At 60.6% G+C, this 17156-nt stretch carries 19 protein-coding genes; 9 read left to right on the top strand and 10 right to left on the bottom strand.

Annotated features, from left to right (window positions below):
* Positions 1 to 52: 52 nt before the first annotated feature.
* From IP85_RS09605 to IP85_RS09585, 5 genes are all read right to left on the bottom strand, one after another.
* Positions 53 to 1021, bottom strand: coding sequence for an adenosine deaminase (locus IP85_RS09605; protein WP_054149437.1), 969 nt, complete (start codon positions 1019 to 1021; stop codon positions 53 to 55).
* Positions 1018 to 2238 (bottom strand): phosphopentomutase, encoded by a 1221-nt coding sequence (locus IP85_RS09600; RefSeq protein ID WP_054149436.1) that lies wholly within the window; start codon positions 2236 to 2238, stop codon positions 1018 to 1020. The genes IP85_RS09605 and IP85_RS09600 overlap by 4 nt, the downstream gene beginning before the upstream one ends.
* A 90-nt stretch (positions 2239 to 2328) precedes the next feature.
* Positions 2329 to 2952, bottom strand: a complete 624-nt coding sequence (locus IP85_RS09595; protein WP_245280843.1) for a TadE/TadG family type IV pilus assembly protein — start codon at positions 2950 to 2952, stop codon at positions 2329 to 2331.
* Entirely contained in the window at positions 2949 to 3587 is a 639-nt protein-coding gene (locus tag IP85_RS09590; RefSeq protein ID WP_054149435.1) for a TadE/TadG family type IV pilus assembly protein, read from the bottom strand. Before IP85_RS09590 ends, IP85_RS09595 begins: the two co-directional genes overlap by 4 nt.
* Before the next feature lie 109 nt (positions 3588 to 3696).
* Complete coding sequence (locus IP85_RS09585) at positions 3697 to 4068, bottom strand: pilus assembly protein N-terminal domain-containing protein (RefSeq protein WP_245280847.1); 372 nt, start codon at positions 4066 to 4068, stop codon at positions 3697 to 3699.
* 502 nt (positions 4069 to 4570) lie between these two features.
* On the opposite strand from IP85_RS09585, the gene IP85_RS09575 reads away from it, so the two are divergent.
* From IP85_RS09575 to IP85_RS09535, 9 genes are all read left to right on the top strand, one after another.
* The gene (locus tag IP85_RS09575; protein ID WP_054149432.1) at positions 4571 to 4768 is read left to right on the top strand and encodes a Flp family type IVb pilin; all 198 of its coding nucleotides are present in this window, start codon (positions 4571 to 4573) and stop codon (positions 4766 to 4768) included.
* A 154-nt stretch (positions 4769 to 4922) separates the two neighbouring features.
* Positions 4923 to 5435: a prepilin peptidase gene (locus IP85_RS09570; RefSeq protein WP_054149431.1), complete on the top strand. Its 513-nt coding sequence runs from the start codon at positions 4923 to 4925 to the stop codon at positions 5433 to 5435.
* A 116-nt stretch (positions 5436 to 5551) separates the two neighbouring features.
* Positions 5552 to 6364, top strand: a complete 813-nt coding sequence (gene cpaB / locus IP85_RS09565; protein ID WP_054149430.1) for a Flp pilus assembly protein CpaB — start codon at positions 5552 to 5554, stop codon at positions 6362 to 6364.
* A gap of 70 nt (positions 6365 to 6434) precedes the next feature.
* Positions 6435 to 7937: a type II and III secretion system protein family protein gene (locus IP85_RS09560; protein ID WP_054149519.1), complete on the top strand. Its 1503-nt coding sequence runs from the start codon at positions 6435 to 6437 to the stop codon at positions 7935 to 7937.
* 59 nt (positions 7938 to 7996) lie between these two features.
* The gene (locus IP85_RS09555; protein WP_054149429.1) at positions 7997 to 8674 is read left to right on the top strand and encodes a CpaD family pilus assembly protein; all 678 of its coding nucleotides are present in this window, start codon (positions 7997 to 7999) and stop codon (positions 8672 to 8674) included.
* Positions 8675 to 8707: 33 nt separating this feature from the next.
* A complete protein-coding gene (locus IP85_RS09550) occupies positions 8708 to 9997 on the top strand; it encodes a CpaE family protein (protein WP_054149428.1) in 1290 nt (429 codons plus the stop codon).
* A gap of 26 nt (positions 9998 to 10023) precedes the next feature.
* On the top strand, positions 10024 to 11508 hold the full coding sequence (locus IP85_RS09545; RefSeq protein WP_054149427.1) for a CpaF family protein: 1485 nt from the start codon (positions 10024 to 10026) through the stop codon (positions 11506 to 11508).
* Between the two features lie 5 nt (positions 11509 to 11513).
* Positions 11514 to 12530 (top strand): type II secretion system F family protein, encoded by a 1017-nt coding sequence (locus IP85_RS09540; RefSeq protein ID WP_054149426.1) that lies wholly within the window; start codon positions 11514 to 11516, stop codon positions 12528 to 12530.
* A gap of 10 nt (positions 12531 to 12540) precedes the next feature.
* A complete protein-coding gene (locus IP85_RS09535; protein WP_054149425.1) occupies positions 12541 to 13527 on the top strand; it encodes a type II secretion system F family protein in 987 nt (328 codons plus the stop codon).
* An 18-nt stretch (positions 13528 to 13545) separates the two neighbouring features.
* On the opposite strand, the gene IP85_RS22385 is transcribed toward IP85_RS09535, so the two are convergent.
* The 5 genes from IP85_RS22385 to IP85_RS09515 form a co-directional block, all read right to left on the bottom strand.
* Positions 13546 to 13701 (bottom strand): hypothetical protein, encoded by a 156-nt coding sequence (locus tag IP85_RS22385; protein WP_167494934.1) that lies wholly within the window; start codon positions 13699 to 13701, stop codon positions 13546 to 13548.
* A gap of 92 nt (positions 13702 to 13793) precedes the next feature.
* Positions 13794 to 14255, bottom strand: a complete 462-nt coding sequence (locus tag IP85_RS09530) for a carbon monoxide dehydrogenase subunit G (RefSeq protein ID WP_054149424.1) — start codon at positions 14253 to 14255, stop codon at positions 13794 to 13796.
* Positions 14256 to 14358: 103 nt separating this feature from the next.
* Entirely contained in the window at positions 14359 to 15663 is a 1305-nt protein-coding gene (gene pncB / locus IP85_RS09525) for a nicotinate phosphoribosyltransferase (RefSeq protein ID WP_054149518.1), read from the bottom strand.
* Positions 15664 to 15802: 139 nt separating this feature from the next.
* A complete protein-coding gene (locus tag IP85_RS09520) occupies positions 15803 to 16099 on the bottom strand; it encodes a hypothetical protein (protein WP_054149423.1) in 297 nt (98 codons plus the stop codon).
* A gap of 92 nt (positions 16100 to 16191) precedes the next feature.
* Positions 16192 to 17154: a glyoxylate/hydroxypyruvate reductase A gene (locus IP85_RS09515; RefSeq protein WP_054149422.1), complete on the bottom strand. Its 963-nt coding sequence runs from the start codon at positions 17152 to 17154 to the stop codon at positions 16192 to 16194.
* Positions 17155 to 17156 lie beyond the last annotated feature (2 nt).

The raw sequence follows: 17156 nt of genomic DNA, 5'->3' as shown, positions 1-17156 counted from the left end.
GACGCCCGCAAGAGCGATGCCGGAATTTAGCCGGTCTTCAACAGGCGTAGCATCAAAGACGGGCGAGAAGCCGCGCTCGCGTCTCCTCGTCGACGAAAGCGGCCTCGATGGCTGTGCGCGTCATGCCGTCGATCTCGGCATCGGTAAAGCCGAATTCGCTCGACGCCCAGTCGTATTCCTGGGCAAGTGATGTACCGAAGAAGGGTGGATCGTCGGAACTAATGCAGACCTTCACACCGGCCTCGTGGAACTTCTTGAGCGGATGGCTGGCGAAATCGGGGAAGACCTTGAGCGCAATGTTGGAGCCCGGGCAGACTTCCAGCACGGTGCCGAGATCAACGAGGCGGCGGACGAGTTCCGGATCCTCGATGGCGCGGACGCCGTGGCCGATACGAGCGGGTTTGACGAGGTCGAGGGCATCGGTGACGCTGAAGGCGCCGCAGACCTCACCGGCATGGATGGTGAGGCCGAGGCCAGCCTCGCGGGCGATGTCGAAGGCGCGGGCGTAATCCGCCACGCGGCCCATGCGCTCCTCGCCGGCCATGTTGAAACCCGTGACCAGCGGATTGTCGCTGCGGGCGGCATATTCGGCAGCGGCAATGACGCTTTCCGGGCCGAAATGGCGCTCGCCGGTGACGATGATGCGGGCCTCGATGCCAGTCGCAGCCTTGGCGGCCTCAATGCCGGCGGTGATGCCGGAGAGATAGGTGTCGGCGCCGAGACCGATGCGATCGCCATGGTCAGGCGAGACGATGATCTCGCTGTAGATCGTATCGACGGCTGCAAGCTCGCGCAGATAGGTCTCGGTCAGGAGGGCATAGTCCTCTTCCGTACGGAAGAGAGCCGCCACACGGTCATAGGCCTTGATGAACTCGGCGAAATCGCTCCAGGCATAGGTGCCGTCGCGCATGAAGGTCGTGGGATCAACGCCGTATTTCTCGGCCTGGGCAAGCGCCAGCGCCGGCGGCGCCGCACCCTCGATATGACAGTGCAGTTCAGCCTTCTTCATTCGTTTCGTCACAGGAAGCTCCGTCCGTGGCGGCCGGGGGCGATCCCCAGATGCGCCGCGATGGTTTCGCCGATATCGGCATAGGTATTGCGCACACCGATGTTGCGCGAGCGCACGCCGGGGCCGAAGCACATGATCGGTACGCGCTCGCGGGTGTGGTCGGTGCCGCGCCAGGTGGGATCGCAGCCGTGGTCCGCGGTCATGAGAACCATGTCTCCCGGCTTCAGCTTGCGATGGACCTCCGGCAGGCGGCGGTCGAATGCTTCGAGCGCTGCGGCGTAACCCGGCACGTCGCGCCGATGGCCGAAGAGCATGTCGAAATCGACGAAATTGGTGAAGACGAGATCGCCGTCTTCGGCCTCGTCCATGACCTTCAGCGTCGCGTCCATCAGCGCCATGTTGCCATTGGCTTTGATGATGCGGGACACACCCTGGTGGGCGAAGATATCGCCGATCTTGCCGACGGCATGCACCTTGCGACCGGCCTCGACGAGGCGGTCGAGCAGGGTCGGCTCCGGCGGAAGTACGGAATAGTCGCGGCGATTGCCGGTGCGTTCGAAGGTCTGAACCGTTTCGCCGATGAAGGGCCGCGCGATGACGCGGCCGATGTTCAAGGGATCAAGAAGCTTTCGCACGATCTGGCAGAGTTCGAGCAGGCGTTCGAGACCGAAATGGGTTTCATGGGCGGCGATCTGGAAGACGGAATCGCTTGAGGTGTAGCAGATCGGCTGGCCGGTGCGGATATGCTCCTCGCCAAAGCGGGCGATGACCTCGGTGCCAGATGCATGGCAATTGCCGAGGATGCCCGGCAGGTTCGCTTCGCGGCAGATCGCTTCCACCAGATCTGCCGGGAAGGCTTCCTCGCCGTCCGGAAAATAGCCCCAGTCGAACATCACGGGCGTGCCGGCGATTTCCCAGTGACCAGAGGGCGTGTCCTTGCCGTGCGAGACTTCGCTTGCCGCACCATGCAGGCCGAAGACCCGCTCGGGGACGGCCATGCCGTCGGGCGCCTTGCCGGTGGCGAGCCTGGCGGCCTCGATGAGGCCGAGTGCCGACATGTTCGGCACGACCAGCGGCCCATGCCGCAGCCCCTTGCGATTGCCGGCGCCGGCAGCACAGAACTCGGCGATATGGCCGAGTGTATCGGAGCCATGATCACCATAGGCGGGCGCATCGGGCGCGCCACCGATGCCAAAGGAATCGAGAACGAAAAGGAAAGCACGTGCCATGTGAACACCACGGCCGGGTCTGGTTTGTTGTTCTGCCGGCCTTCGATCGCATCCTTAACGCCTGCGCGAAGGCTTGGCAAACGCCTCAGATCAGCAGCCTTGGCATTTGATTTCGGTGCCGAGGCGCTGGCGGAAGTAGTATTCCCGCGCAATGGTCAAGTTCTTGGCTTCGCTGCCTGACAGGCCCGGCAGATACATCATCAGTTCGTGGCTGACGCTGAGTTCGCTGCGGACCAGAAATGTATCGGCAACGAGCATGTCAGCGGGCACGGGTGCATCCGTGCCGGCGGCATAGGGGGCGACGCCTGTGGTCGACCAGGACCACAAGACTTTCGCCGCTTTCGACGAATCGATCTTTATCGCGCTGACGTTGATCAGCAGATCTTTCGACGGATAGGGCACGAAGATCGCGCCGGAGACATCCGCCATGCCCGCAAGGAATGTCTTGTCGACTGCCTCTTCGCGCGAAACGAGGTCTGCAATCGTGCTGCTTGCCATCGACGCCTTCTTGGCAACGCTCAAGCCCATGGTGAGCTCGAATGCCATCAGATAGAGCACGATCAGCATCGGCGCGACGAGTGCAAACTCGACCCCACCGACGCCCTGCCTATCGCCCATCAGGCGCTTCAAATTGCAGACAACGCCGAAGCAACCCTGGCGAAGGCTGGCGATGCTTCGTTTCAGCGCGGACATATCTCTGCCGTTCGCGGTCATGGATATTTCTCGTTCTGGAAGGCGGTGGTGGCGACGATGAGGAAGTCTGACGGCAGGGACCCATCTGCGGGTCTGATGGTCGTGATGTAGGGGCGGACGAGATCGGTGATCACCTGCCAGCGATAATAGGCACGCAGCATGTTGACCGTGTCGGGCCCTCCGGGCGTGAACTTGAAGCTCGTCGGGTCGATGTCGGCGAAATTGGCCGTCGAGACACGCGGGATGGTTTGCGGAATGTCTGCAAACTTGGGGAAGGTTCGGGCGTCGATATAGAGTTTGCTCGGCGTGGCGATTTCCGCCTCCGAGCACTGAATCATGATGTCTATCTCGTCACAAAACGCCTCCCGGAATTTGGTGACATCCATGTCCGTGGCAGGGCGGTTCATCTGATAGGTGATCTGTCCGGTGCGTATCTGCCGGCCCAGCGTGTTGACCGCATTGGTCACCAGCTGCTCGGCAGCGAAAGCGACGAAGGTTTCGATGATCGCGAAGATGATGAGGAAATAGGGTACAGCGAGAATCGCGAATTCTATCGCTGCGGCGCCGTCTTTCGATCGCGCAAGCTTGCGCCACAGCCGGAAGCGTGGTCTGCGGCGCTCAATGTGATGATCTCGATCGATATCCTGGCTGGTCATAGCCTTCTTCATCCTCAAAGCTCAGGAGAAGCTACGAGCCAAATATTGATTTTCCGTTTCCCGAATATTTACACTTTGCCACGCCGTCTGAAAGCGAAACTCAAGAGTATTACGGCGTAGCGCCGGTCTTTGCGTGTTCTTCGCAGTTCGGCGTGCAGGAGAGAACGGTGCGCGCGGTGGACTTAAACACCCGCACGGTGCTGGCCTCGTCGATGGATACTAGGATGCGTTCGTCCACGATGGCATTGCCGTCGGCATCCAGCAGGACAAGGTTCGTCGTGCCGTATGAACGGCCGGTCAGGACAATCGTGCGTGCGTCGGCGACGGTTGCATCGGCAACCTCGGCATTGCCGACGATCACCTTGCTCACCGGGCGATCCAGCTTCAGCACCCGTGCGCTGTTCATATAGACGCGCAGGATGCCCTCATCTTGCGCATGCACAACGGTTGCTGACGAAAGCGTGGCCAGGACCATGGCCATGGCGGCGGCTGCAGCAAGAAGACGATCGGACATGAACGTGCCTTTGAATACGCGCGTGGGGATGTTGCGGGAAGCATGCCGGCTTTTGGTGAACGAAGGGTTAAATGCATTTTTGCAGCGCCAGACAGAGCACTCGATCGGCTCGGCTATCAATTTTCGCCTGCGGCTCGAGAGACGGATTGGTCGAATGTGTGCCATTCGGGCGCAGCCGGGCGAGGAGATGCGTTAACATTTGCTCTCAAGGGGAAAGACCTTGGAACGCCGCACCCGTCATGAGGATGGAAAAGCCCCCGACAATGCGCCGTTTTGGCTGAGATCTGCGGCATCTTATCGGTCGATGCCAACATTCATTTACCACGCCGGAGGCTTGCGCCGTTTCACGATCTGGTAACCGTTTTTCTTAAGCCGATGGCAATAGGCCGCCGCTTAGGTTGGCGACATCCGAGCAACGGCAAACAGTTGCCGGCAGTGCTGATCAACCTCGCGGAGTAGGAGAAATAACATGACCAAGCTTTTCGCACGTTTCGTCAAGGACGAGTCCGGCGCAACCGCAATCGAATACGGCCTTATCGCCGCCCTCATCTCGGTCGCCCTGATCACCGGCGCCACGACCCTCGGCGGCGCCCTGAACAACACCTTCCAGAGCATTGGCAGCGAAATGAACGCCGCCAAGACCGCAGCTGGTGCCGCCGGCAACTAATGTCCTGATGCAAGCGGCGCCAAAATCGCCGCACTGAAAGGCCGCCTTCAAAGGCGGCCTTTCTGCTTTACACCACCCTCACGAGCCGAGATCAAAGCTCGTTTGCGAAATCTCAATAGAAGTTGGGTAGGCATGCTGACGAGGAGTAGCGGCCATGTATTCAGCGATCGTCTTTATCGTGCTTCCAGCCTGTCTGGTTATGGCAGCGCTCACCGATTTCCTGGAGATGACGATCCCGAACTGGATCTCGCTCCTGCTCATCGGCGCCTTCGTCCTCATTGCCCCCTTCAGCGGATTATCCGCCATCGAACTCGGCTGGCATCTGGCGGCGGGTCTGCTGGTATTCATTGGATGTTTCAGCCTTTTTGCGCTCAATGTCATGGGCGGCGGCGATGCGAAGCTGCTGACGGCTGCGGCGCTCTGGTTCGGTTTCAACACCTCTCTCTTCGAGTTCCTCGTCTATACGGGATATCTCGGCGGTGTGCTGACCATCTTGGTCATGCTCCTGCGTGCCAACTGGGACAAGCTCGCGACTGTCGGCGTCCGACTTCCACAAACCTTGATGGTCGCCAACAAGATCCCTTACGCCATTGCCATTGGCGCAGCAGGTCTACTGGCCTATCCGAGTTCACCGCTTGTAGTCTCAGCCATTCAGAAAGCGCTCTGACGAGGACTGAAGAAACCTTCCGTTAACTACAAATGTAAGCGGGTCATTAACCATAAGTACACCAATTCCTGATCAACCTTGCCGGTAGAACCTATTGCGTCGCCCGAGGATCGATCATGAAACCCGCCCGCCTCATCATACTCGCCGTCGCCGTCGTGGCTGCCGGTATGGCCGGTCTGCTTGCCATGCGGCTAAGCGGCAACCAGACCGTGATCGTGCAGGATGCCGTCATCGAGAAGGAGCCGACCGTAGAGGTGCTCGTCTCAGCGGCGAACCTTCCGGTCGGTGCCCGCCTCGATGAAAACTCCATGCGCTGGATGGCCTGGCCGGAAGGCAGCGTGGTGGATGGCTTCATAACATCATCGACGCGGCCGGATGCCATCGCCGAGCTCTCCGGCGTCGTCGTTCGCCTGCCCGTCTTCGAAGGCGAGCCGCTGCGGCGTGAGAAGATTGCCGATTCCTCTTCCCGTATCCTCTCGGCGCTCTTGCCATCCGGCAAGCGGGCCGTCTCGACCGAGATTTCGGTGGCCACCGGCGCCGGCGGTTTCATCCTGCCGAACGACCGCGTCGACGTGATCATGGTCCGCAAAGGTGAGGAAGACAATTTCCTGACGGAGACCATTCTTTCCAATGTTCGTGTGCTGGCGATCGACCAGCAGATCGCGGAAGCCCCTGATGGCTCCAAATCCGTCATCGGCACGACGGCAACCCTCGAACTGACGCCGGACCAGACCAAGGTCATCGCTGTTGCGCAGCAGATGGCAGATCGTCTCTCGCTCGCACTGCGTTCGGTCGCCGACGCGCAGGAAGAAGACACGTCGGCTGCCGACCATCTGCTCAGCGGTGGAGACGGCCAGCCGATCATCCAGGTCATCAAGTCTGGCGAGGTGGTCAAGTCGACCTCATCGACCGCCAATTCCATGCAATGAGTGGAGACCCATCGTGGCCAGTCTGACACACAAACTCAAGGTATCGCTGACCGCAAGCATCGCCTTTGCCATGGCGATCACTGGCGCTCCGAGCTCCTTTCTTGACCACGGAACTATTGTACCTGCAGCAGAGGCTGCTCAGCAGACGGTCTTGCGCATCACCAATTCCGGTCCGGGCGCTCGCCGGTCTTTGAAGCTTGGCCTGAACAAAGCGCTGGTTGTCGACCTGCCCGCAGATGCTCACGACATTCTGGTGGCAGATCCGGTCATGGCCGATGCCGTGACGCGCTCGTCGCGCCGCATCTATCTGTTCGGCAAGATGGTCGGCCAGACCAACATCTTCATCTTCGGCGCCAATGGCGAGGAGATCGTCAGCCTGGACATCCAGATCGAGCGCGATATCTCGGGTCTTGAAACCAATCTGCGCCGCTTCATTCCTGAATCCGACATCAAGGTCGAAATCGTCTCCGACAACATCGTCCTGACAGGCAGCGTGCGTACCCCGCAGGACGCCGCCCGTGCAGCCAGCCTTGCGGAGGCTTTCCTCAAGGGCGGTGAAGCAACGACGCGCAATACGACTGCCACCAGCGAGAGCAGCGGCGACGGCGCTGTGGCGATCTATGCCGAGCAGAGACAGACGTCGCAGATCGTCAATCTCCTGACCATCGAGGGCGAGGACCAGGTGACGCTGAAGGTCACTGTGGCAGAAGTCAGCCGGCAGGTGCTGAAGCAGCTCGGTTTCTCGGGCAGTATCTCCGACGGATCGACCGGCATCAGCTATGCCAATCCGTCGAACCTCGGCAATGCCATCGATCCGACAGGGACGGCTGTGATTTCTGCTGGTATCGGCGGCCTCGGGCTCAATACCTACATCAATGCCATGGAGCAGGCCGGCGTGATGCGCACGCTGGCCGAACCGAGCCTGACCGCAATCTCGGGCGAGCCCGCGAAGTTCTATGTCGGCGGCGAATTCCGACTTGCCGGACCGCAGGAAGTGTCGAGCGACGAAGAAGACGGCATTTCCATCGAACGCACGACGCAGAGCATCGACTACGGCATCGAGTTGAACTTCCGCCCGGTCGTTCTCGCACCTGGTCGTATCAGCCTGCAGATCGAGACCAATGTCTCCGAGCCGACCTGGGAATCCTCGCAGGTCACGGGTAACGTTCTCAACCAGGTCCCGGGCTCGACCTTCCTGTCGATCCGCAAGCGCGAGGCCTCGACCACCGTCGAATTGCCGTCCGGTGGCTCGATCGTGATTGCAGGTCTCGTTCAGGACAATATTCGCCAGGCGATGTCCGGTCTGCCGGGTCTCTCCAAGGTGCCTGTGCTCGGCACGCTGTTCCGCAGCAAGGACTTCCAGCGCAACGAGACAGAACTCGTGATCATCGCGACACCCTATCTGGTGCGCCCCGTTGCACGCGGCGCCCTGTCGCGACCGGATGACAATTTCAACCCGGAAAACGACGGCGCGACCTTCTTCCTGAACAAGGTGAACAAGGTCTATGGCCGCCGCGAGAACAACCAACCGACCGGCCAGTACCATGGCGCTGTCGGCTTCATCTACAAGTGAACGGCGTGAGGATCGAAATGAAACATTCGGCACGTCAAGTCAGGGAAAGTCGGCCAGCCATGGCATCAGTGGGTCATTCATTCCAGCGTATCCTCCTCGCCGGCCTCGTTCTCGGAACAGCCGTCGCACTTTCGGGTTGCGGCAGCACGAAGGACCGGATGACGACGTCCGCCATCCCCGACGACTACCGCACGCGACATCCCATCATGCTAAGCGAAGTGGAACATACACTCGATGTTCCGATCGCATCCGGCGACCGCAGACTGACGGTTGGCGTGCAGGATTCGATCGCCGGTTTTGCCGCAGACTATCTGTCGGCGTCGACGGGCACGATCCAGGTCATGGTGCCGCACGGCTCGCCGAACTCTGGCGCGGCGTCGGCCATGCGCAAGCAGATCCGCCAGGTTCTGACCACCCGGGGCGTTGCGGCCAACAAGATCATCGAAACGTCTTACCAGGCAGAAGCCAACAGCAATGCGGCCCCTGTCAGGATCAGCTATGTCGCGATCACCGCGATGACAAATCCCTGCGGCGAATGGCCGGAGGACCTGCAGAACAACACCTTCAGCAACAAGAACTATCACAATTTCGGCTGCGCGACGCAGAGCAACCTCGCCGCACAAATCGCCAATCCGATGGATCTCGTCACCCCCCGCGACATGGCTCCGATCGACGCCACCAGGCGCTCGACCGTGATCGGACTTTATCGCCGGGGCGCCGACACCTCCACGAATTGATGCGACTGCGGTCCAAGAGGACAGGATGAGAGCATGAACGCGATCGACTATGACATCGGCGAATCCACTGAGGGATATCGGAGCGCTTCCGAGAGCGTGATCGCAGGCGACGTCGAGAACCTGCGTCCGCTGCCGCGCATCTCGATCCATGCCTTCTGCATCAGCGAAGGCGTGCATCGGACGATGGAGCAATGCGCCGGCGACCGACGCATGGCGCGTGTCAGCATGCGCATCACGCATGGCAATATCGCCGCTGCCGCGAACATGTTCTCCTCGACGCCGACGCCGAACCTCATCATTCTGGAAACCGACGCCGGACCGCGCGACCTGATGACGGAGCTGGCACCGCTGGCCGAAGTCTGCGATCCGAGCTCGCGGGTGATCCTCGTCGGCCGGCACAACGATATCGCGCTCTACCGCGAACTGATCCGCAGCGGCATTTCCGAATACATCGTGGCGCCCTTCACCATGGCCGACATGATGAGTTCCATCGCCTCGATCTTCGTCGACCCGGAGGCCGAGCCGCTCGGCCGCAGCATCGCATTCATCGGCGCCAAGGGCGGCGTGGGTTCCTCGACCATCGCGCATAACTGCGCCTTCGGCATTTCGTCGCTGTTTTCGACGGAGACCGTGCTTGCCGACCTCGATCTGCCTTTCGGGACCGCGAATATCGACTTCGACCAGGATCCGGCCCAGGGCATGGCAGAAGCCGTATTTTCGCCGGAGCGTCTCGACGAGGTCTTTCTCGACCGACTGCTGACGAAATGCGGCCAGAACCTCTCCCTGCTCGCAGCCCCGTCGATGCTCGACCGCGGTTACGACTACGAGCGCGGCGCCTTCCAGCCGATCCTCGACGTTTTGCAGCGGAGCGCTCCCGTGACGGTGCTCGACCTGCCGCATACCTGGGCCGACTGGACCCGTGCTGTGCTCTCCGACGTCGACGAGATCGTCATCACCTGCGCACCGGACCTCGCCAATTTGCGCAACATGAAGAACATGATCGACGCCTTGAAGAAGCTGAGGCCGCAGGACAAGCCGCCGCATCTGATCCTCAATCAGGTGGGCATGCCGAAGCGGCCGGAAATCGCGCCATCCGACTTCTTCGAACCGCTCGAGCTCGATCCGGTCGCAATCATCCCGTTCGACGCCCAGCTTTTCGGCACCGCTGCCAATAGCGGCCGGATGATCAGCGAGATGGACGGGAAATCTCCGACGGCGGAGACATTCTCGCAGCTCGCACATCTCGTGACGGGCCGGGCCACGATCAAGAAACCCAAGAAGGCGGGTCTCGGCTCGTTCATCGAAAAGCTGCGCAAGAAGTAGACCGCTAACAGGAACAGGTAGAGCTCATGTTTGGCAAACGCGGAAACGACGGTTTCGGCAAGGGCGGGGCGGGCGTCGGCACGATCCCGACACAGCCGGCTGCTGCTGCGCCCGCGGCACGCTCCAGCACGCTCATCGAACCCGGCAGCCCGGAGGTCAGCACGCGTCAGCAGGTGACGCCGCCGTCGATGCAGACGCCCGGCCGCAAGAAACCGCCGCGGACAGAAGACTATTACGACACCAAGAGCCAGGTGTTCTCCGCGCTCATCGACACTATCGATCTGTCGCAGCTCGCCAAGCTCGACGGCGAAAGCGCGCGTGAAGAAATCCGCGACATCGTCAACGACATCATCACGATCAAGAATTTCGCGATGTCGATCTCCGAGCAGGAAGAGCTGCTCGAGGATATCTGCAACGACGTTCTGGGTTACGGCCCGCTCGAGCCGCTGCTGGCCCGCGACGACATCGCCGACATCATGGTCAACGGTGCCGGGCAGACCTTCATCGAAGTCGGCGGCAAGACGATCGAATCGGAAATCCGCTTCCGCGACAATTCGCAGCTCCTCTCGATCTGCCAGCGCATCGTCAGCCAGGTCGGTCGTCGCGTGGACGAATCGAGCCCGATCTGCGACGCCCGTCTGCCCGACGGCAGCCGTGTCAACGTCATCGCCCCGCCGCTGGCCATCGACGGTCCGGCGCTTACCATTCGTAAGTTCAAGAAGGACAAGCTGAACCTCGCCCAGCTGGTCAAGTTCGGCGCGATCACGCCGGAAGGCGCAGAAGTGTTGCAGATCATCGGCCGCGTCCGCTGCAACGTGGTCATATCGGGCGGTACCGGCTCGGGTAAGACGACGCTTCTGAACTGCCTGACGGGCTTCATCGACACCGACGAGCGTATCATCACCTGCGAAGACACGGCCGAACTGCAGCTGCAGCAGCCGCATGTCGTACGTCTGGAAACGCGCCCGCCGAACATTGAAGGCGAAGGCGAAATCACCATGCGTGACCTCGTCAAGAACTGCCTGCGTATGCGCCCAGAACGCATCATCGTCGGTGAAGTGCGCGGACCTGAGGTTTTCGACCTTCTTCAGGCGATGAACACAGGTCACGACGGATCAATGGGCACCATCCACGCCAACACACCGCGCGAATGCCTCAGCCGTATGGAATCGATGATTGCCATGGGCGGCTTCTCGCTGCCAGCCAAAACCGTGCGCGAAATCATCTCCGGCTCTATCGACGTCATCATCCAGGCAGCACGTCTGCGTGATGGTTCGCGCCGCATCACCCACATCACCGAGGTAATCGGGATGGAAGGCGACGTGATCATCACCCAGGACCTGATGCGCTACGAGATGGACGGCGAGGACGCCAACGGCAAGATCATCGGCCGGCACATGTCGACCGGTATCGGCAAGCCGCATTTCTGGGATCGTGCGCGTTATTACAACGAAGATCGTCGCCTGGCGGCAGCACTCGACGCGATGGAACAGAAGTCCAAGGGGATCTGACCAGCATGTTCGGCATCGATCCTACCATTCTGGCCATTGTCCTCCTCGCGGCCGTCTCGACAGGCGCGATCGCCTATGGTGTGCTCTATTCGAAGATCGAGACCGAGAAAAAGACGGCAACCCGCATCAACCGCGTGCGGTCTGCCGAAACCGACACCAACCAGATGAAGGCTGCCCGCGACCGCGTGCAGGAGATTTCCAAGCGACGCAAATCGGTGCAGGACTCGCTCAAGGAACTCGAGAAGAAACAACAGCAGGACAAGACCAAGAAGGCCAATGCCGCCAGCCTGAAGGCGAAGCTGGTGCAATCGGGCCTGGCGATTTCCCTGTCCCAGTTCTATATGGTGAGCGTCCTGATAGGACTGGTCGTACTGGCGGTGACGTTCCTTGCGGGCATGGGACCGCTGGTGATCGCAGGTGCTACATTCGTCGCCGCTTTCGGCCTACCCCGCTGGTTCGTCGGGTTTCTCGTTGGCCGTCGCCAGAAGAAGTTTCTCGAAGAATTCCCCAATTCGCTCGACGTCATGACACGTTCCATCCGCTCGGGCCTTCCGCTCAATGACGCAATCCGGATGATTGCGTCGGATGGTCAGGACCCGGTCAAAACGGAGTTTCGGCGCATCGTCGAGTCCCAGCAACTCGGCCTGAGCGTGCCCGATTCCGTGGCCCGCATGCATCAGACCATGCCGCTGAGCGAAGTCAGCTTCTTTGCCATCGTCGTCGCGATCCAGGGCCAGGCGGGCGGCAACCTCTCCGAAGCGCTCTCCAACCTCTCGCGCGTGTTGCGCGACCGCAAGAAGATGAAGGCCAAGGTCAACGCTCTGTCGATGGAAGCGAAGGCATCGGCCGCAATCATTGGCGCACTGCCCTTTATCGTGGCCCTGCTCGTCTACCTGACGTCGCCGGACTACATCATGATCCTGTTCACGGATTCCCGCGGACACCTGATCCTCGGCGTCTCGGCTGTCTGGATGAGCATCGGCCTTCTGGTCATGCGCAACATGATCAACTTCGAGATCTGAGGAGCGGGCGATGACGGAAGACTGGGCCGCACAACTGACAGATCCGACGCTGCTGATCGCCGTTCTCGTGGGGCTCGCGGTGTTCGGCACGTTCTACACCTTCGCCATGCCCTATCTGGAACGTGGCGATCTGAACAAGCGCATGCGTGCTGTCTCGACCGAGCGCGACCTGATCCGCGCACGGGAGCGGGCAAAACTTAACGCCGAAGTTGCCCAGAGCCGGGCATCACTCAGAGCGACGAACAACAAGTCGGTGCGGCATATCGTTGAACGGTTCAACCTGCGCAAGGCGCTGGTGGACGACAACACGGTCGACAAGCTGAAGGCTGCAGGCCTGAGATCACAAAACGCGTTGAACATGTTCCTCGTGGCGCGTTTCCTATTGCCGTTCGGAACACTCGCTCTTACGGCTTTCTGGATCTTCGTGCTCGGCAATCTGGCCGAAAAGGCGCTGCCGATTCGACTCTTCGTCACCATTCTTGGCGGCTATCTCGGCTTCTACCTGCCGAACATCTACGTTTCGAACCGCATCACAAAACGCCAGCAGTCAATCAAGCGCGCCTGGCCGGATGCGCTGGATCTCATGCTGATCTGCGTGGAATCGGGTATCTCGCTGGAGGCTGCAATGCGGCGCGTATCGGACGAGATCGGTGAGCAGTCGCCCGAACTCGCCGAGGAAATGGTGCTGACCACGGCCGAACTTTCATTTCTTCCCGACCGCCGCCAGGCGCTCGAAAATCTTGGCACACGCACGCAGCTCGACGGCGTCAAGAACGTGGTTCAGGCGCTCATTCAGGCCGACCGATACGGTACACCTGTCGCGCAAGCTCTGCGCGTGCTTGCGCAAGAGGGACGCGACGAACGCATGAACGAAGCGGAGAAAAAGGCAGCAGCCCTTCCGCCGAAGCTCACCGTTCCGATGATCCTGTTCTTTCTGCCGGTGCTGATCGCCGTCATTCTGGGCCCCGCAGGGATCCAGGTCTCCGACAGGTTCTGATCGACCGACTGGTCTCTATCAGTGGACGGTCGCGAGTTCTTCCTCGAGGAGCTTCAGCGCATCCTGCAGCGCTTCAACCAGGATGTCCGTCAGTTCGTCGGATTTGTTCTCGAGAAGCATCAGCTTGACCGCCATGTCCTGCTGCTCGAAATACTGGTCAGGTCCTTCGTTCATCATCATGTCCCCTTAAGGCCGAATCATCTCGGCTGGTTCCACGATGCCGCCGCTTCCTTGTGCCGGGCTTTCACCCGATCCTGCGTCATCCGTCAAGCGTCAGTCTCGACCCCACCGGTCACTGCGGAATTGAAGTTCGAGAAAAACTCGCCGGCTAGCTTCTTCGAGGTCGATTCGATCAGACGGCTACCCAGCTGGGCGATCTTGCCGCCGACCTCGGCCTTTACCGTGTATGTGAGCAAGGTCGCTCCGTCCTCTTCCTCTGTCAGGGTCACATCTGCACCACCCTTGGCAAAACCGGCAAGGCCACCCTTGCCTTCGCCTGAAATCGTGTAGGAATGCGGCGGATTGAGATTGTGCAGCTCGACGGCCCCTTCGAACTTCGCCTTGATCGGCCCGATCTTCAGAACAACCTTGGCGGCCATCTGACTGTCAGAGGTCTTTTCCAGGCTTTCGCAGCCTGGAATGGACTGCTTGAGGATTTCGGGATCGTTCAGCGCACGCCAGACGGTTTCCACCGGCGCCTCGATGCGCTCGCTGCCTTGCATGTCCATCCGGTCGTCCTCCCTTGCAGATCGCGGGCTCCCTCCCGCAGTCCCAGACTGCATGGCGAAGGCGGCGGATGCAAGACTGCTAAAGCATCAGTGCAACCGACCGTCAGACGAGAACAGCCTGCTCGACGCGGTCCTGAGAGCCGAAGAAGCGGAGGTAACGCTCGACTTCCTGCGGATCCCCGGTCGCCTTGCGCGGGTTGTCGGAAAGCTTGACCGCCGGGCGACCGTTGGCTTCCGAGACCTTGCAGACAATGGAAATCGGCTTTAGGCCAGCGATCTCCACCGGCGCGCAGCCGGCGAAATCATTGGTGAGATTGGTACCCCAGCCGAAGGACATGCGAACGCGGCCGGCGAAATGGCGGTAGGTGTCGATGATCGCGTCGACGTCCAGACCGTCCGAGAAGATCAGGAGCTTCTTGCGCGGATCGCGGCCCATCTTCTTCCACCATTCGATGATCTTCTCGCCGCCTTCGATCGGGGGCGCGCTATCCGGTCGGAAACCGGTCCAGTCGGCGACCCATTCCGGTGCATGCTGGAGAAAGGACGTGGTGCCGTAAGCATCAGGCAAAACAATCAGCAGATTGCCGCCGTAGAGGCGATTCCAGTCTTTCAACACCTGATAAGGGGCTGCGGCCAGTTGCTCATCGGTCTTTGCCAGTGCTGCAACGACCATCGGCAATTCATGCGCATTGGTACCGACGGCTTCGAGATCGGAATCCATGGCAAGCAGCACATTGCTCGTGCCGGTGAAGGCCGGGCCGATACCTTCCTTCAAGGCTTCCACGCACCAGCGCTGCCAGAGGAAGCTGTGCCGGCGGCGGGTGCCGAAGTCGGAAATGCGCAGACCCGGCAATTCGCCTAGGCGCTCGACCTTCGACCACATCTTGGCCTTGGCACGCGCATAGAGCACGTCGAGAGTGAAATAGCCGAGCGAGCGCATGGCGGCCCGCGAGCGCAGCTCGTTTATGATGGCAAGCGCCGGAATTTCCCACAGCGTGGTTTCCATCCAGGAACCGTGGAAGGTCAATTCGTATTGGCCATCGCGCTTGGAAAGTTCGTATTCAGGGAGCTGGAGATTGCCGAGCCAGGCGAGGAATTCAGGCTCGAAGATCTGAGCGCGACCGTAAAACGTGTTACCGGCCAGCCAGATCATTTCCTTTTTTGTCAACCGCAGCGAACGAACATGATCGAGCTGGTCGCGCAACTCCTGCTCGTCGATCTCGTCGGCGAGCCTGACCGAGGTCGTGCGATTGATGAGCGTGAAGGTCGCGTTCACCTGCGGATAGAGCTTCCAGATCATCTGGAGCATCAGCAGTTTGTAGAAGTCCGTATCGATCAGGCTGCGGATGATGGGATCGAGCTTCCAGGCATGATTGTAAACCCTGGTCGCGATATCTGTCTTGGTCATGATCGATTGCCTTGCCATCCGCAGGGGGACTGCGGGGGACGGCCGAAACGCTTCGGCCGTTTCCGCTGCAGTTATCGGCAATCACCGGAGGAATGTCCAGAGAGCGCCATTACGCCGCTCTCCGCAAGATTTAACCGTATTACTGGCTGGGTGTCGGGCTGGACTCCGGCACGATCTGACCCTGGCCGTTGTTCTCGCTCGGCGACGGGGCCGTCTGCTCGACCGGCTGATTTGCTGGCTCACTCGGTGCAATCGAATTGCCCCACCATTCGGCCGGGATCCAGACGAGCATGGCGAGGATCAGCCCGCCGAGCAGCACGATGAGGACCGGTTTGCCTTTAGAGCCCTGACGCGCATCCGTCGGCGTCATCGGTTCCGGCTTCAGGCCCCGCGTTCGGCGGTCGGTCGTGTCTGGAAGATCGGTTCGGCTGCTCATGTCGTTGCTCCCTGTGTCCTGAGGCGCGCAAAGCGCGAATTCTCAGGGGAAACGGGAGCTCCAGCGGGTTTGTTCCCGCAATTCTCGGGCGGCTAGTAACCAGCTGTCCGGTCGACAACGAATTCAAGGGGCTTGCCAGCCTCGAACAGGCCGATCTGCGCTTCGACATGGCAGAAGAGCGCACGAACATCGGAGGCGGCTGCGGCGTGGGGCGTCACGATCACGTTCGGCATCGACCAAAGCGGGCTGTCGGAATCGAGCGGCTCCTTTTCGAACACATCGAGGGACGCCGCCTTCAGCGTGCCGTCCTTGAGGCATTCGACCAGCTCTGCTTCCTTCTGGCTCCCGCCGCGACCGGCATTGAGAAAGATTGGACCGCCCAGGGGGCCGGAGCGACGCAGCCTGGAAAACAGAGCGCGGTCGTAGATGCCGCGTGTATCGTCCGTCAGCGGCAGCAGGCCGACCAGGATATCGGTGCGGCCGAGGAAGGCGTCGAGCCCGTTTGCATCGAAGGTTTCGACGCCATCGATCTCTTTTTCGCGACGAGACCAGCCTATGACATTAAAGCCGATGATCTTGAGCTTGTGAACGGCATCTGCGCCCAAGACCCCGAGGCCCATCACGCCGACCGTGACATCCCGGGCTTCCGGTTGATCGGCAATCTCATGCCAGACGCGATGCTGCTGCTGGCCAGCATAGGCAATACCGTTGCGCAGATGATGGAGGCATTGCCAGACGACCCATTCGCTCATGCGGTCCGTCAGGCTGCGATCGACGAAGCGAACAATGGGGAGGTCCGGTAGCTCGTAGGCCGAGAGGATGTGATCGACACCGGCACCGCCGGAGAAGATGGCCTTGAGCCCGGTCGCACGACGAAAGAGGGCCGGATCCGGTTTCCAGACCACGGCGAATTCGGCATCCGATAGGTCTCGGTCCGCATGCGCCGGGTCACCCATGTCGATAACCGGACGATCGGGGAAGGCCGAGTGAAGAGCATTGACGACGCTTTCGCGCGCAAAGCGGAGATCGACGACGACGGGGCGTTTTTCGGACATTG

The sequence above is a fragment of the Rhizobium sp. AAP116 genome, assembly GCF_001295785.1.
Lineage (GTDB): Bacteria > Pseudomonadota > Alphaproteobacteria > Rhizobiales > Rhizobiaceae > Allorhizobium.
Note: the sequence above shows the minus strand (reverse complement) of the source record. Positions and strands in the feature narration are given on the sequence as shown.

What these genes read in the sequence shown, in the direction of transcription:
- IP85_RS09600 (WP_054149436.1), bottom strand. Translation starts at nt 2,238, where the DNA reads ATGGCACGTGCTTTCCTTTTCGTTCTCGATTCCTTTGGCATCGGTGGC.
- IP85_RS09595 (WP_245280843.1), bottom strand. Translation starts at nt 2,952, where the DNA reads ATGACCGCGAACGGCAGAGATATGTCCGCGCTGAAACGAAGCATCGCC.
- IP85_RS09590 (WP_054149435.1), bottom strand. Translation starts at nt 3,587, where the DNA reads ATGACCAGCCAGGATATCGATCGAGATCATCACATTGAGCGCCGCAGA.
- IP85_RS09585 (WP_245280847.1), bottom strand. Translation starts at nt 4,068, where the DNA reads ATGGCCATGGTCCTGGCCACGCTTTCGTCAGCAACCGTTGTGCATGCG.
- IP85_RS09575 (WP_054149432.1), top strand. Translation starts at nt 4,571, where the DNA reads ATGACCAAGCTTTTCGCACGTTTCGTCAAGGACGAGTCCGGCGCAACC.
- IP85_RS09570 (WP_054149431.1), top strand. Translation starts at nt 4,923, where the DNA reads ATGTATTCAGCGATCGTCTTTATCGTGCTTCCAGCCTGTCTGGTTATG.
- cpaB (WP_054149430.1), top strand. Translation starts at nt 5,552, where the DNA reads ATGAAACCCGCCCGCCTCATCATACTCGCCGTCGCCGTCGTGGCTGCC.
- IP85_RS09560 (WP_054149519.1), top strand. Translation starts at nt 6,435, where the DNA reads ATGGCGATCACTGGCGCTCCGAGCTCCTTTCTTGACCACGGAACTATT.
- IP85_RS09555 (WP_054149429.1), top strand. Translation starts at nt 7,997, where the DNA reads ATGGCATCAGTGGGTCATTCATTCCAGCGTATCCTCCTCGCCGGCCTC.
- IP85_RS09550 (WP_054149428.1), top strand. Translation starts at nt 8,708, where the DNA reads ATGAACGCGATCGACTATGACATCGGCGAATCCACTGAGGGATATCGG.
- IP85_RS09545 (WP_054149427.1), top strand. Translation starts at nt 10,024, where the DNA reads ATGTTTGGCAAACGCGGAAACGACGGTTTCGGCAAGGGCGGGGCGGGC.
- IP85_RS09540 (WP_054149426.1), top strand. Translation starts at nt 11,514, where the DNA reads ATGTTCGGCATCGATCCTACCATTCTGGCCATTGTCCTCCTCGCGGCC.
- IP85_RS09535 (WP_054149425.1), top strand. Translation starts at nt 12,541, where the DNA reads ATGACGGAAGACTGGGCCGCACAACTGACAGATCCGACGCTGCTGATC.
- IP85_RS22385 (WP_167494934.1), bottom strand. Translation starts at nt 13,701, where the DNA reads ATGAACGAAGGACCTGACCAGTATTTCGAGCAGCAGGACATGGCGGTC.
- IP85_RS09530 (WP_054149424.1), bottom strand. Translation starts at nt 14,255, where the DNA reads ATGGACATGCAAGGCAGCGAGCGCATCGAGGCGCCGGTGGAAACCGTC.
- pncB (WP_054149518.1), bottom strand. Translation starts at nt 15,663, where the DNA reads ATGACCAAGACAGATATCGCGACCAGGGTTTACAATCATGCCTGGAAG.
- IP85_RS09520 (WP_054149423.1), bottom strand. Translation starts at nt 16,099, where the DNA reads ATGAGCAGCCGAACCGATCTTCCAGACACGACCGACCGCCGAACGCGG.
- IP85_RS09515 (WP_054149422.1), bottom strand. Translation starts at nt 17,154, where the DNA reads ATGTCCGAAAAACGCCCCGTCGTCGTCGATCTCCGCTTTGCGCGCGAA.